Origin of the sequence: Devosia sp. (assembly GCF_028290645.1) — a bacterium.
Taxonomy (GTDB): Bacteria; Pseudomonadota; Alphaproteobacteria; order Rhizobiales; family Devosiaceae; genus Devosia_A.
On the sequence record NZ_JAQGJL010000337.1, the window covers coordinates 1 to 13,682 of the forward strand.

The 13,682-nt window shown below is 66.6% G+C and carries 11 protein-coding genes; 4 read left to right on the plus strand and 7 right to left on the minus strand.

The window, feature by feature from the left end:
* Together JWQ89_RS17925 and JWQ89_RS17930 are read left to right on the plus strand one after the other, a co-directional pair.
* On the plus strand, positions 1–651 hold a 651-nt coding region (locus JWQ89_RS17925; RefSeq protein WP_299643180.1), incomplete at its 5' end, for an isocitrate/isopropylmalate family dehydrogenase.
* A gap of 215 nt (positions 652–866) precedes the next feature.
* A complete protein-coding gene (locus JWQ89_RS17930) occupies positions 867–2,309 on the plus strand; it encodes an aminotransferase class V-fold PLP-dependent enzyme (RefSeq protein WP_299643181.1) in 1,443 nt (480 codons plus the stop codon).
* Here JWQ89_RS17930 and JWQ89_RS17935 read toward each other — a convergent pair.
* Positions 2,239–2,526 (minus strand): DUF1127 domain-containing protein, encoded by a 288-nt coding sequence (locus JWQ89_RS17935; RefSeq protein WP_299643183.1) that lies wholly within the window; start codon positions 2,524–2,526, stop codon positions 2,239–2,241. The two genes, JWQ89_RS17930 and JWQ89_RS17935, sit on opposite strands and share 71 nt — an antisense overlap.
* 45 nt (positions 2,527–2,571) lie before the next feature.
* A complete protein-coding gene (locus tag JWQ89_RS17940) occupies positions 2,572–3,528 on the minus strand; it encodes a homocysteine S-methyltransferase family protein (RefSeq protein WP_299643185.1) in 957 nt (318 codons plus the stop codon).
* A gap of 250 nt (positions 3,529–3,778) precedes the next feature.
* Here JWQ89_RS17940 and JWQ89_RS17945 point away from each other — a divergent pair, with 250 nt between their 5' ends.
* Positions 3,779–4,426 carry a TetR/AcrR family transcriptional regulator gene (locus tag JWQ89_RS17945; RefSeq protein WP_299643187.1) on the plus strand — a complete coding sequence of 216 codons (648 nt, stop codon included), beginning with the start codon at positions 3,779–3,781 and terminating at the stop codon, positions 4,424–4,426.
* Between the two features lie 135 nt (positions 4,427–4,561).
* Here the strand turns inward: JWQ89_RS17945 and JWQ89_RS17950 are convergent, their stop codons facing one another.
* From JWQ89_RS17950 to JWQ89_RS17970, 5 genes are all read right to left on the minus strand, one after another.
* The gene (locus JWQ89_RS17950) at positions 4,562–5,566 is read right to left on the minus strand and encodes an LLM class flavin-dependent oxidoreductase (protein ID WP_299643188.1); all 1,005 of its coding nucleotides are present in this window, start codon (positions 5,564–5,566) and stop codon (positions 4,562–4,564) included.
* A gap of 115 nt (positions 5,567–5,681) precedes the next feature.
* The gene (locus JWQ89_RS17955) at positions 5,682–7,490 is read right to left on the minus strand and encodes an ABC transporter ATP-binding protein (RefSeq protein ID WP_299643190.1); all 1,809 of its coding nucleotides are present in this window, start codon (positions 7,488–7,490) and stop codon (positions 5,682–5,684) included.
* A 562-nt stretch (positions 7,491–8,052) separates the two neighbouring features.
* The gene (locus JWQ89_RS17960) at positions 8,053–9,261 is read right to left on the minus strand and encodes an ammonium transporter (RefSeq protein WP_299643191.1); all 1,209 of its coding nucleotides are present in this window, start codon (positions 9,259–9,261) and stop codon (positions 8,053–8,055) included.
* Between the two features lie 436 nt (positions 9,262–9,697).
* Positions 9,698–11,089: an ammonium transporter gene (locus tag JWQ89_RS17965; protein WP_299643192.1), complete on the minus strand. Its 1,392-nt coding sequence runs from the start codon at positions 11,087–11,089 to the stop codon at positions 9,698–9,700.
* A 25-nt stretch (positions 11,090–11,114) separates the two neighbouring features.
* Positions 11,115–11,453 (minus strand): P-II family nitrogen regulator, encoded by a 339-nt coding sequence (locus JWQ89_RS17970; protein ID WP_299643193.1) that lies wholly within the window; start codon positions 11,451–11,453, stop codon positions 11,115–11,117.
* Positions 11,454–11,741: 288 nt separating this feature from the next.
* Between JWQ89_RS17970 and JWQ89_RS17975 the strand changes: the two genes are divergently transcribed.
* Entirely contained in the window at positions 11,742–12,959 is a 1,218-nt protein-coding gene (locus JWQ89_RS17975) for an FAD-dependent monooxygenase (protein ID WP_299643194.1), read from the plus strand.
* The last annotated feature ends 723 nt before the right edge of the window (positions 12,960–13,682 follow it).

The window sequence follows — 13,682 nt, forward strand, 5'->3', positions numbered from 1 at the left end:
GATCTCGGCGATGGCCAGAAGCGCGCCGTCGACACCCAGGTCTACGAAACCTACGAGATCGACCGCATCGTCCGCGTCGCCTTCGATCTCGCCCGCACCCGCAGCAACAAGGTCCACTCGGCCGACAAGAAGAACGTCATGAAGTCGGGCGTCTTATGGGACGAAGTGGTTAAGGGCGTTGGCAAGGACTATGCCGATGTCGAGCTGCACCATATCCTCGCCGACAACGCGGCTATGCAGCTGGTGCGCAATCCCAAGCAGTTCGACGTGATGGTCACCGACAACCTCTTCGGCGACATTCTCTCGGACGCCGCCGCCATGCTCACCGGCTCGCTCGGCATGCTCCCCTCCGCTTCGCTCGGCGCTCCCGATCCGGCGACCGGCAAGCGCAAGGCGCTTTACGAGCCCGTGCATGGCTCGGCCCCCGATATCGCCGGCAAGGGCGTCGCCAACCCGATCGCCATGTTGGCGAGCTTCGCCATGGCGCTCCGCTATTCGTTCAATATGGTGGCGCTCGCCGACCGGCTCGAGGCCGCCATCGCCGCCGTGCTCGACGAGGGCCTCCGCACCGGCGATATCGCCCAGGACAACCGCAAGACCGTCGGCACCGAGGAGATGGGCGCCGCAATCCTCAGGAAGCTCGCGGCCTAGTTGACTGGATAGGCTCCCCTCCCCCTTGAGGGGAGGGGCCGGGGGTGGGGGTGGCGAGGCTCCTGCCGCGCCGACTTAACCATCCTCACCCTCAATCCCTCCCCCTTGAGGGGAGGGAGGCGGCGAGAGCGAGCTCGCGAGAGCAGGCCCACGAGCCCCCATTCACCTGCCCTTCAGGTGCGCTATGATCTTCCTCGCGCCAGGGAGATCATAATATGACCGATGACCTACGACGCCTGCTGACCCGCGCGGTTGACCACGCGGTTGACTATCGTGACTCGCTTGCCGAGCATGCCGGCCGCCCGGCCCGCACCTACTACGAGATGCGCGACGCGCTGAGCGAACCCCTCCCCGAGCGCGGTGCGGCGCCGCTCACCGTGCTCGAGGAACTGGCGGAACGCAGCGCCGGCGGCCTCATGCCGATCACCGGCCCGCGCTTCTTCGGCTGGGTGATGGGGGCCTCGCACCCCGCCGGTGTCGCTGCCGACTGGCTGGTCAGCGCCTGGGGGCAGAACGCCGGCTACCACACCCCCACCCCCGCCGCCTCCGCGATGGAGGAGATCGCCGAGCGCTGGCTGCTCGATATCCTTGACCTCCCGCGCGAAAGCTCGATCGGCTTCGTCACCGGCGCCACGGTGGCCGGCGCCGTCGGCCTTGCCGCGGCCCGCACCCGCGTATTGCTCGATGCCGGCTGGGATCCCGATGCGGATGGCCTGTTCGGCGCCCCGCCGGTTCACGTGCTGATCGGCGAGGACGCCCATTCCTCGATGTTCTCGGCCTTGCAGCTCATCGGCTTCGGCTACCGCCGCGTGATCCGGGTGGGTACCGATGGCGAAGGCCGCATGCGCCCCGATGCCCTGACCACCGCGCTCCGCGGTCTTACCGGCCCCAGGATCGTCATCGCCCAGGCCGGCCAGATCAATACCGGCGCCTACGACCCGTTCACCGAGATCATCGCGATTGCCAAGGCCGCCGGCGCCTGGGTGCATGTCGATGGCGCCTTCGGTCTCTGGGCCCGCGCCGCCCCGTCGCTGAAGCATCTCACCGCCGGCATCGAGGGCGCCGATTCCTGGGTCACCGACGGCCACAAATGGCTGCAGGTGCCCTACGATTCCGGCTTTGCCATCGTCCGCGACCGCGAGGCGCACCAGCGCGCCATGACCCAGTGGGCGAGCTACCTGCCCAGCATCGGCGAAACCGATCGCGTCCCTTCCGCCTTCGTCCCCGAGCTCTCCCGCCGGGCCCGCGGCACCCCGGTCTGGGCCATGCTCAAGACATTCGGCCGCGAGGGCGTCGCCGCCCTGGTCGAGCACCATTGCGCGCTGGCCAAGCGGATGGCCGCCCGCCTCACCGCCGAGCCGGGGATCAACCTCAGGAACGAGGTCACCATCAACCAGCTGATCGTCGATTTCGGCAAGGGCGATGCCGCTACGCGGAAAACCCTCACCGAAGCGGTGATCGCCGGCGTGCAGGCGGGCGGTATCTGCTTTGCCGGCGGCGCCTCCTGGCGCGGCGATTGGGTGATGCGCCTCTCCATCAGCTCGGGCGCCACCACCGAGGCCGACATCGACATGTCGGCCGATGCCATCATCGCGGCCTGGCGGGAAGTTCAGGCACAGCGCCCTGCCGATGCTTACTCTCGCGCCGGATCGGGTTGAACAGCACCGAGCTGCGGCGGCCCTCGAGCGCATCGCGCACGTCGCCCGGCTCGATCCCCATGTCGCGCAGCAGGTGGGGGCTCATGGTGCTCAATTCGATCAGCGTCGCCCGCTCGTACCGCCGCTCGCGCCAGCGGCGGTACAGCTTTCCGATCAGCGAGCCGGCCTCGCCATGCGGCGCGCCGAGCACCGCCTCATTGATATCCATCGTCGTCATTTCAGTCGTCCTTGCGGTTCGGCCCCCCGCTCGTTTCTTGCTGGTTCAATGGTAGTGCTGTTCCGGCAGGCAGGCGGCGCAGATCGCCCCCATGTGCCGATAGTCGGTGCCGCAGCAGCCGCCGATCACCCGGATATTGGGCAAGAACGGCAGCACCTGCGCATAGCGCTGCGCCAGGTCGGGGATATCGCCGATATCGAGGCTCGGCGAGTTGTCGAGCTCGGCATGGCTGAGCTTCGAGGCATTGACCCTGAGCCCGCCGATCCGGTTCACCCACTCGCCGCCGTCCCGCACCGTCGAGGCGAAATGGATCGGGTGGACGCAGTTGATCATGTAATAGGCCGGATAGCCCCCGGTCGCCGCATCCACCTCGCTGATCGCCTGCCCCAAAGGCTTCCCGCCCGGCAGGTTCCCGTCGGTCTCGAGCGTGAAGCTCAGCGCCACCGGCAGGCCCGCCTGCCTCGCGGCCCGGGCGATACCCACCGCCTCCGGCACATTGGTCAGCGTATAGGCCGTCACATAGTCCGCCGCGGTCTCGGCAAAGGCGGCGACCTGCGGCGTATGGTAGGCCTCGGCCTCCTCGACCGTCATCCGCTTGTCGTACTGCCAGGCATCGCGCCGCGGCCCCACCACACCGGAAATGATCGACGGCACGCCCGCTGCCGCGAACTCCGCCTGCATCTCCTGGCAGAACTCCACCGCCGCGATGTTGGCTTCGCGCAGCTTTGCCGCATCATAGCCGAGCCGTGCGCCCCAGTCGGGATTGGCCCGCCAGGTATTGGTGTCGAACAGGAATCCCTGTCCCGCTTCCTTGGCGATCGCGATATAAGGGCGATAGTATTCGCGCATCTTGTTACGCCCGCGCTCGCTCATGTTGAGCAGGTAGGCCGCCATATCGGGCAGGTCCTCGCCCTCGTTGAAGATAAGGTGGGTCTCGATGCCGCCATCGGTGACGAACATCTGACCCTTGAGTTGTGGAAGCTCATGCGTGTGCAGGTGCATCCGATGTCTCCATGGCTCTTGATTGCAGCGCCATTCGCCGCTATTGGCGATGGGTGCGGGGTGGCGAGACTTGTGACTGTTCAACGACGCCGGCGCTAGCGGGCGCATGGTGCAGTGGGGGGTCACGGAAAATTGGCATTGAGCCAGTTCGGTTTAGCCCAAATTTGCCGGTGGGACGGCAAGGGACGCAGAACCCGGGGCGCTGGAAAACCGCACTGGTGGTACAGTATCCGAAGAGGGAACCACCACCATGCGCAAAGGCACCGCGACGCGCGAACGCATTCTCGAGATCGCCGAGGCGGCGGTGCTCGCCAAGGGTTTCGGCGCCACCTCGATCGACGAGATCATCGCCGAGGCCGGCATCACCAAATCCGGCTTCTTCTACCATTTCAAGGACAAGAACGAACTCGCCCGCGGCCTGCTCCTGCGCGTCGGCCAGCACAATGACCGGCTGCTCGCCGACATGTTCGGCCGCGCCGGCGAACTGAGCGACGATCCGCTGCAGCGCCTGTTGATCGGGCTGACCCTGTTCGCCGAGTACATGGCGGCGCTGCCCGGCGGCCACCCGGGCTGCCTCGTCGCCACCATGAGCTACCAGGATCGCCTGTTCGACCGCGAAATCCGCACCATGGTCAGCGAGCTGGTCCGCGGGTGGAACGACTATTTCCGCTCGATGATCGAGGACATCATCGCCGTCTACCCGCCACGCGAGCCCGTCGACGCCGAGCGCCTCGCCCGCACCATCTCATGCGCCATGGACGGCGGCATCATCATGAGCAAGGCGCTGGGCGAACCGGGCGTGCTGCCCGAGCAGATGCTGATGGCGCGCAACTACGTGAAGCTGGTGTTCCAGCCCCTCGCGGTACACGCCGTGCAACGCAAGGCGGTTGCGGCCTGACTGAGACAGAGAGCCCCCTCCCGGCCTCCCCCATAAAGGGGGAGGTGCCGCATCGAGTTCGCGGCACGATCTCAGTCAATCGCACCGGCGCACTCCCTCCCCTTTGTGGGGAGGGCTGGGGAGGGGCCGTCCCTCTCAGTCGGCACCCAGCCCGAACGCCTCGGCCAGCAGCCGGTACGACCTGAGCCGCAGCTCATAGTCCCACATCGTCGTCGTCACCATCACCTCGTCGGCGCCGGACTCCTCGACCTTCGCCTCGATCGCCGCCTTCACCGTCGCCGGCGAGCCGACGATCCACAGCGGCCGCTGGTTCTCGATGATCCGCAACTCCTGCGGCGTGTACTGGTGCGCCGCAGCTTCCTCGGGCGACACCAGCTTCCTGATCTGGCCCGAATGGAACAGCGCCCAGCTCAGCTCCTGCGAGCGGGAAAGGAACTGCGCCTCCTCGTCGGTCGGTGCTACCAGCGCCGAAAGCGCGATGATGGCATGCGGCTGGGGGAACGCCGCCGTCGGAGTGAACGCCGTGCGATAGGCGGCGAAGGCCGGTCCGGCCGGGGTCTGGCTGAAATGCGCCGCGAACGAGTAGCCGACGCCCAGCTGCCCCGCCGCCTGCGCACTCGCGCCGCTCGAGCCGAGCAGGTAAATCGGCGGCAGGTCCACCCGCTCCGGCACTACCAGCACCGGGTTGAACGGATGGTCGGGGGCGAAATTGCCCTCTTCGAAGGCCAGCATTTCCGCCAGTTCCTGCGCGAAATACTCCCCGCCCACCGAGCGCAGCGCCGACAGCGTCCGCCCATCGCTGCCGCCCGCTCGGCCGATGCCGAGATCGATCCGCCCCGGATTGAGCCCGTTGAGCGTCCGGTAGGTCTCGACCACCCTGAGCGGCACATGGTTGGGCAGCATCACGCCGCCCGAGCCCACCCGGATCCGCGACGTGTTCGCCGCCGCCGTGGCGATCAGCACCTCGGGCGAGGACGAGGCGATCGAGGGCATGCCGTGATGCTCGGCATACCACAGCCGGGTGAAGCCGAGCTCGTCGCCGAGCCGGGCCAGTTTGACGATGTTCCGAAGCGCATCGGAGGTGGAGGTGCCTTCGGAGACGGGAGCGAGGTCGAGAATGGAGAGAGGGAGCTTGGCCATGCGGCGTTATATCGTCATCCGACGATGAATGTGAATGGTGAATGGTGGAAGCGCAGTTGGGCCCTCCCATTCACAATTCACCATTCACCACTCACCCACTCACCATTCACCCTCGCTATTCCGCCGCCTCCAGCCCCTTGATCAGTTCCAGCGCCTGCCGCTCGAACAACCGGCGATAGATGCCGCCCTCGCGCTTCACCAGCTGCTCGTGCGTACCCTCCTCGACGATCCTCCCGGCGTCGAACACCAGCAGCCGGTCGAGCGCGCGGACCGTCGACAGCCGGTGCGCGATGACGATTGTCGTCCGCCCCACCATCAGCCGCTCCATCGCTTCCTGGATCAGCTGCTCGCTCTCGCTGTCGAGGCTCGAGGTCGCCTCGTCGAGGATCAGCACACGTGCATCGGCGAGGAACGCCCGGGCGATCGCGACGCGCTGCCGCTCACCGCCCGACAGCTTGATGCCGCGCTCGCCCACCAGCGTCTCGAAACCCTTTGGCAGCCGCTCGATGAAATCGAACGCATTGGCGAGCTTCGCCGCCGCGATGATCTCCTCGCGGCTGGCGCCGGGCTTACCATAGGCGATGTTCTCGGCCAGCGAGCGGTGGAACAGCACCGGCTCCTGCTGGACGATGGCGATCTGCTGGCGGAGCGACGCCTGCTGCACATCGCGGATATCGACCCCGTCGATGGCGATGCGGCCGCCGCTTACATCGTGCAGGCGCTGGATCAGCTTGACGAACGTCGTCTTGCCCGAGCCCGAATGCCCGACCAGCCCCACCCGCTCCCCCGGCGCGATGTTGACCGACAGATCGTGGTAGAGCGGCTCCGAATGCGCGCCATAATGGAAGTCGACATGCTCGAAACCGATGCCGCCGGCCTTGATGGCAATCGGCCTCGCGCCGGGCTGGTCCTCGATGCCGAGCTTCTGGTCGCTCAGTCCCACCAGCTCTTCCATGTCGTTGACCGAGCGCTGCAGGTTGCGCACATGCTGGCCGATGTCGCGCAGGTATCCCTGCAGCACGAAGAACGTGGTGATGACGAAGGTGATGTCGCCCGCCGACGCCATGCCCTGCTGCCAGAGCAGCAGCCCGGCCCCGATGATCGAGGCGCGCAGCAGCAGGAGCATGGAATTCTGGATGGTGCCGTTGAGCGTGCCGCGGTTCCAGGTGCGCGAGGTGCGCTTCCGCCACTTGTCGACGACGAGCTTCAGCCGCGACTCCTCGCGGTCCTCGGCGCCAAAGCCCTTGACCACGGCATTGCACGAGATCGCATCCGCAAGCGCCCCGCCCATTCGCGTGTCCCATTGATTGGCAAGGCTCGCCGCCGGCGCCACCCAGGTGGTTGAAAGCGTCACCGTCACCGCGATGTAGATCAGCGAGCCGACCCCGATCACGAGTCCCATCACCGGCCAGAACAGGCCCAGCATCACGGTCGTCCCCACCAGCATCACCAGCGAGGGAAACAGCGCCATCAGGATCACGTCGTTGAGCTGGTCGAGCGCCCACATGCCGCGCGTGATCTTGCGCACCGTCGAGCCGGCAAATGCATTGGCGTGCCAGTCCGAGGAGAAGCGCTGCACCCGGTGGAAGGCGCTCTGGGTGATCTCGCTCATCATCCTGAGCGTCAGCGCGATGATCTGCTGAAAGGCGAACTGCCGCACGATCACCGAGCCGACGCCCAGCGCCACGATGGTGAGGAACGCCGTGACCGCGCCGTTCCACGCGATCTCGTTGCTCGCCGCGCCGCTCGCCACTGCCTCGACGAGGCGCCCGGCAAAGAACGGCGTCAGGATGTCGGCGACTGTCTCGGTGAAGAACAGCAGCACGATGAAGGCGATGCGTCTGGGCTGGCGGCGCCAGTGGGTGGCCGCGAAGCCCAGCACCTTGGCGAAAGCCTGGCCGCGGAAATTGATCTTGGAAGCCATGTCACTGTCCGGACGCGCGTTTCGCAGCGATCCGGTCCTCAATGAGCAAATCTGGAGAATTCCGGCAGTGCCGGCGTCTAGCGAATGGGGCCGTGGTGGCCCCCGGGCGACCTAACGGTGAACCGCGCTATGCCCGGCGAGGCGAGGTCGAGAACATGCTGTCATATCGCCCCTCCTGAGTGGCCAGTGAAAGGGCAGTCTTAATGAGGTTTGTGGCACCCGGCAAGCCGCTAGAGCAGCAGCCCGATCGCCGCCGGCACGCCGATGGACAGTGCGATCAGCACGATGGACGAGAAATCGACGAATTTCGCATTGTTTTTGGGGGACATGGGAACACTCCTTCCGCCTCTGAAACGCAGAAGCGGAAGCGAGTGTTCCAGCACCCGGAGTCGGTCACGGCATGACTGACGCGCGCCCGTTCCTTCTCCCCTTAGGAGAGAGAGTGGCCGAAGGCCGGATGAGGGGTGAAGCGGCTCCCCCTCCCACTCGCGGAACCGCCAAACCCCTCACTCCAACCTTTTCTCCAGGGAGAGGGGCAGGTTTCTGTCAAACGTGAAGCACACTAGAACTCGAGCTCGGGGTTGGACCCGATCGAGTGGATCGAGAGATCGGCGCCGCGCCGCTGCTGCTCGTCGCTGAGCCGGATGCCGAGCCACCGCTTGGAAATCCAGTAGAGCCCATAGCCGGCAGCGAAGGCATAAGCCGACACCACCACCGAGCCGACGATCTGCGTCGCCGGCGATACCCCGCCCATGCCGCCCAGCCCCTCAAGCCCGAAAATGCCAGCAGCGACACCGCCCCAGAGGCCGCAGAGTCCGTGCAGCGGCCAGACGCCGAGCACGTCGTCGACCTTCAGCTTCTCCTGCGTCCAGCTGAATCCCTTGACGAAGATCAGCCCGGCCGCCGCCCCCACCACCAGCGCGGCCAGCGGATGATAGAGGTCGGACCCGGCGCACACCGCCACCAGCCCCGCCAGCGCCCCGTTATGGGTGAAGCCCGGATCGTTCCTGCCGATCAGCACCGCCGCGATGATGCCGCCGACCATCGCCATCAGCGAGTTGATCGCCACCAGCCCCGAGACCCCGGCCACCGATTGCGCCGACATCACGTTGAAGCCGAACCAGCCGATGGCCAGCAGCCACGTGCCGAGCGCCAGCCACGGGATCGACGAGGGTGGGAACGGCCGTCCGGTCGCCCCGTAGCGCCCGTTGCGCGGGCCCATCCGCAACACTGCCGCCAGCGCCAGCCAGCCGCCCAGCGCGTGCACCTGGATCGATCCGGCAAAGTCGTGGAAGCGCGCGCCGAAGGTGGCTTCCAGCCAGGCCTGGATGCCGTAATTGCCGTTCCACACGATCCCTTCCGAGAACGGGTAGACCAGCCCGACGATCACCGCCGCCGCGATCACCTGCGGCCAGAACCTCGCCCGCTCGGCGATGCCGCCCGAAATGATCGCCGGCACGGCCGCGGCGAAGGTCGCGAGGAAGAAGAATTTTACCAGGCTGAAGCCCTGCGGCGCGAACCCTGCCCCGCCCCCCGACAGTGTCGCCGCATTGTGGAAGAAGGTGACCCCGTAGGCGATGGTGTAGCCGATGACGAAGTAGGCGAGCGTCGAGAAGGCGAAATCGACGAGGATCTTGACCAGCGCATTGACCTGGTTCTTGCCCCGCACCGTCCCCAGTTCGAGGAAGGCGAAGCCCCCATGCATCGAAAACACCAGGATCGCGCCGACCAGCACGAAGAACACGTCGAGTCCGGCATTGGACTCAGCCATCTTGAAGCCCCCCATTTAGACCCGGCTCGCATCCGGGTTATTTCGGGGGCAATGGATACAAGCCGCGTGCCAGCCTGGGCTGGCAGAAACTTCTTTGGGTTTTCAAGCACTTGCGCGACCAGCCGACAACCGCCGTCTCATCGGCTGACAGGTTGCACAAGATTTGGGCGGCCACCGGCCCGCCTCCGCCCATATTGTGAGCAGGAGCAGCGCGCGCCTGGCGGGGCGAGCACTGGCCCGTTTCCGGGCCCGGACCGTTGACCGGGGTGTGCAGCCCACGCATTTTTTGCGAGTGGGAAGCCTCTGTGGCGGACCAAGAGGGACGTGGGCTGCACGCCGCGATCAGCGGCGGAGGTCGGAGAGCCGAGCCGTGGTTCGGCTCTCCGCAGTTTGACGCGGGCGAAGGGGAGGAGGTCCCCGCCCGCGTCGAGCGGGGTTAGTTGTAGGCGCGCTCGCCGTGGCTCGCGAGGTCGAGCCCGTCGCTCTCGGCCGATTCGGGGACGCGGACGCCACCGAACACCGCCCGGACGATCAGCATGGCGACCAGTGCCACGACGCCCGACCAGACCAGCGCCACGACCACCGCGGTCGCCTGGGTGATGAGGTGCCCGACGATCGAGTAGTTGCCTTCGGCATCGGGGAAGCCGAAGCCGCCCAGCACCGGCGCCGCGACGACCGCAGTGCCGATGGCGCCGACGATGCCGCCGATGCCGTGTATGCCGAACACGTCGAGCGCGTCGTCATACTTGAACCGCGGCTTCAGCGTCACCACGGCCCAGAGGCAGATGACGCCCGCCACCGCACCGAGGACGATCGAGCCCATGGTGCCGGCATAGCCGGCGGCCGGGGTGATCGCCACGAGGCCGGCCACGGCGCCCGAGACGGCGCCCAGCAGGCTCGCGTGGCCGCGGGTGAACTTTTCCGCCACGGCCCAGGCCAGCGCGGCGGCCGCCGGAGCGGTGATGGTGTTGAGCAGCGCCTGCGCCGTCAGCCCGTTGGCCTCGAGGTTGGAGCCGGCGTTGAAGCCGAACCAGCCCACCCACAGCAGGCAGGCGCCGATGAAGGTGAAGGTCAGGTTGTGAGGCGGGATCGGCTCCTTGAGGAACTCCTTGCGCGGCCCGAGGATGATGGCGGCAACGAGGCCCGCAATACCGGCATTGATGTGAACCACCGTGCCGCCGGCGAAGTCATAGGCGCCCAGCCCGAACAGGAAGCCCGACGCCGCGCCCGTGAGCGCGCTGGGACCACCCCACCACCAGACCATGTGGGCGATCGGCAGGTACGAGAAGGTGAACCAGATGGCGAGGAACAGCATCACCGCGCCGAACTTCATGCGCTCGGCAATGGCGCCGATGATCAGCGCCGGAGTGATGGCGGCGAAGGTCAGCTGGAAGATGACGAAGGTCATCTCGGGGATATAGACGCCCTTGGTGAAGGTCTCCGCCATCGAGCTGAGCCCTACCGGCCCGAGGAACAGCTTGGAGAAATCGCCGATGAACGCGCTGAGCCCGCCGGGCTCGGCTGGACCGGTGAAGGCCAGCGAGTAGCCGTAGATCACCCAGAGGAGCGCGACCATGCAGAATGCGGCAAACACCTGCATCAGCACCGACAGCATGTTCTTGGCGCGCACCAGCCCGCCATAGAACAGCGCCAGGCCAGGGATGGTCATGGCGATGACCAGCACCGTCGAGATCAGCATCCAGGTGGTGTCGCCCTTGTCGGCGACCGGCGCCGCCGCCGCTGCGTCCTGCGCGAAGGCGGGCAGCGCGAGAGCCAGCAAAGCCACTGCCGCCGCTCCCAGGACTTTTGACTTCTTCAAGTCTGTCATCGTTGTATCTCCAGAGAAAAGCGGATCAGAGCGCCGCCGCGCCGGTCTCGCCGGTACGGATGCGGGTAACGGCCAGGAGGTCGAGGACGAAGATCTTGCCGTCGCCGATGCGCCCCGTCTGGGCGCTCTCGCGGATGGCCGAGACGATCGCGTCCGACTGCACGTCGTCCACCGCGATCTCGATCTTCAGCTTGGGCAGGAAGTGCACCGCATACTCGGTGCCGCGGTAGATTTCGGAATGGCCCTTCTGCCGGCCATAGCCCTTCACTTCGGTCACGGTCATGCCGTGCACGTCGAGCGAGTTGAGGGCCTGGCGGACCTCCTCCAGGCGCGACGGTTTGATGATTGCAATCACCAGCTTCATGGATGCCCCTTTCGATACCTGTGTTGGACGGTCTCCAATCGGCTCAAACAGACTCAAGTCGCGTGCCAAACTGCCGCCGCAATCGCCACCATTTTGATTCTGCTAATGAAATTCAGGCTGACACCACCCAAGGCGAACGCCGCCGGCCTCGCCAATACCGACCCCTGCCTATCCTTTGTGCAGATTCGCGACAGATGCCGACACTTTGGGCAGCAATGGCGCGACCGCACCAGACGCTTGCCTTGCCGGAGACGAAGGCCGAAATAGCCTCAGCAGCGGAGTTCGCCGATGACCGACACCAGCTATGACATCGCGATCGTGGGCGGGGGGCCGGTCGGCCTCACCATGGCGGTGGCGCTGACCCGCTCGATGCGCGGCCTCAAGGTGGCGCTGCTCGACCGCCGACCGTTCTCCATCCCCAGCGACCAGCGCGCCTCGGCCATCGCCGCCGGCGTCCGTCGCATCTTCGTCGAACTGGGCGTGTGGCCCGCCATGTCTGCCGGTGCCGAGCCGGTAAGGCAGATGAAGATCACCGATTCCGGAACTGGCGACATCTCGCGCCCGCTGTTCCTGAGCTTCATCGGCGACGTCGCCCCCGGCGAGCCCTTCGCCCACCTCGTGCCGAACCGGCTGATCGCCGAGACCCTGCTCGGGGCCCTCGGCCCCGACGTCGAGATCATCGCCCCGGTCGAGATCACCGGCTTTGCGGCCGGCCCCGCCATAGCGCGGCTCAGCCTCGCCGACGGCCGCACCATCGCCGCCCCGCTGGTCATCGCCTCGGACGGCGCGCAATCGGCGCTGCGCCGCATGGCCGGCATCGAGGTGATCGCCCACGACTACGGCCAGTCCGGCCTCGTCACCACCATCACCCACGAACTCGACCACGAAGGCACTGCCTACGAGCATTTCCGCCCCGCCGGCCCCTTCGCCAGCCTGCCGCTCCCCGGCCGCCGCTCGTCGCTGGTCTGGACCGAAAGCAACCGGCGCGCCGCCGAGCTGAAGACCCTGCCGCCCGCCGAGATCGCCGCCGAGATCGAGACGGCGATGGGCTCGAGCCTCGGCCGCGTCACCCTAGACGAGGGGTTGCAGGCCTTCCCGCTAAAGCTGCAGATCGCGCGGAGCTTCACTGCTCCGCGCCTGGCGCTGATCGGCGACGCCGCCCACGTCGTCCATCCGGTCGCCGGGCAAGGCCTCAATCTCGGGCTGAAGGACGTCGCCGCCCTCGCCGAAGTTGTGATCGACGCCATCCGCCTCGGCCAGGACCATGGCGCCCCCGAGAACCTCGAGCGCTACCAGCAATGGCGCCGCTTCGACACCGCACTGATGGCCATGGTCACGGACGGCATGGTGCGGCTCTTTTCCAACGACATCGCCCCGGTCCGCGCCCTGCGCGATCTCGGCATGGGCCTCGTCGACCGCCTCCCCCCGGTCAAGGACGCCCTCATCGCCCGCGCCGCCGGCCTCGACCGCCACGGCCCAAAGCTGCTGCGCGGGCTGCAGATCTAGGGGATGGGCCCCCGACTGACCACCCTCCTCCCCCAATGTCATCCTCCTGCTAATGCTCCCCAAGCACCGGTTCCCCCCACTCCCACCAGGCACCTCCTCCCCTCCTCCGGCGTCAGTCGCCTCCATTCCCGACCCTGCGTCTTATAAGACAGCATGAGATAGCCCCACGCCGGGCAGAAGGTGCCGAAGCACTAATAAGCCGAGGAGGCTACCAAGCCGGCCCAATGGGTAAGCCGGGGAGGCCAAGCCGGGAAAGGCCGCAGCCACCGGGGGAAGAGTGAAGACGGTAGAGATCGATATCGACGTCAGTCCAGCGATCGAAAGTGCACGGATCACTTCGAGGAGTCGCATGCGCGAAGCGGCCGGTCCCGCCCATAGGCCATCGGTTCTACGTTGCTCCCCGAGCACCCCCGTCGTCGTCCCACCAGTCACCTGCTCCCAGTCCCACTCTCGCCAGGTACCTGCTGGCGCTGCCGCAGGCGCCAGTCGACTTCCCTCTAGCGTCCTATGAGAAAACGATACTGCATTATGCTGTCTTATAAGACAGCTCACGAGCAGCTATTTGGCCGAGCAAGGTTGCTAAGCGGAGCAAGGCTACGCCGCGAACGGCTGCTAGGCCCAGGCAAGGCCGACCAAGCAATGCAGGCAGCACCAACCAAAAGGGGGAAGCACATTGAAGACGGTAGAAGTCGCTATCGACGTCAAAGATCGGAAGAGCACACG

What these genes read in the sequence shown, in the direction of transcription:
- JWQ89_RS17975 (WP_299643194.1), top strand. Translation starts at nt 11,742, where the DNA reads ATGACCGACACCAGCTATGACATCGCGATCGTGGGCGGGGGGCCGGTC.
- JWQ89_RS17930 (WP_299643181.1), top strand. Translation starts at nt 867, where the DNA reads ATGACCGATGACCTACGACGCCTGCTGACCCGCGCGGTTGACCACGCG.
- JWQ89_RS17960 (WP_299643191.1), bottom strand. Translation starts at nt 9,261, where the DNA reads ATGGCTGAGTCCAATGCCGGACTCGACGTGTTCTTCGTGCTGGTCGGC.
- JWQ89_RS17970 (WP_299643193.1), bottom strand. Translation starts at nt 11,453, where the DNA reads ATGAAGCTGGTGATTGCAATCATCAAACCGTCGCGCCTGGAGGAGGTC.
- JWQ89_RS17950 (WP_299643188.1), bottom strand. Translation starts at nt 5,566, where the DNA reads ATGGCCAAGCTCCCTCTCTCCATTCTCGACCTCGCTCCCGTCTCCGAA.
- JWQ89_RS17935 (WP_299643183.1), bottom strand. Translation starts at nt 2,526, where the DNA reads ATGACGACGATGGATATCAATGAGGCGGTGCTCGGCGCGCCGCATGGC.
- JWQ89_RS17945 (WP_299643187.1), top strand. Translation starts at nt 3,779, where the DNA reads ATGCGCAAAGGCACCGCGACGCGCGAACGCATTCTCGAGATCGCCGAG.
- JWQ89_RS17955 (WP_299643190.1), bottom strand. Translation starts at nt 7,490, where the DNA reads ATGGCTTCCAAGATCAATTTCCGCGGCCAGGCTTTCGCCAAGGTGCTG.
- JWQ89_RS17965 (WP_299643192.1), bottom strand. Translation starts at nt 11,089, where the DNA reads ATGACAGACTTGAAGAAGTCAAAAGTCCTGGGAGCGGCGGCAGTGGCT.
- JWQ89_RS17940 (WP_299643185.1), bottom strand. Translation starts at nt 3,528, where the DNA reads ATGCACCTGCACACGCATGAGCTTCCACAACTCAAGGGTCAGATGTTC.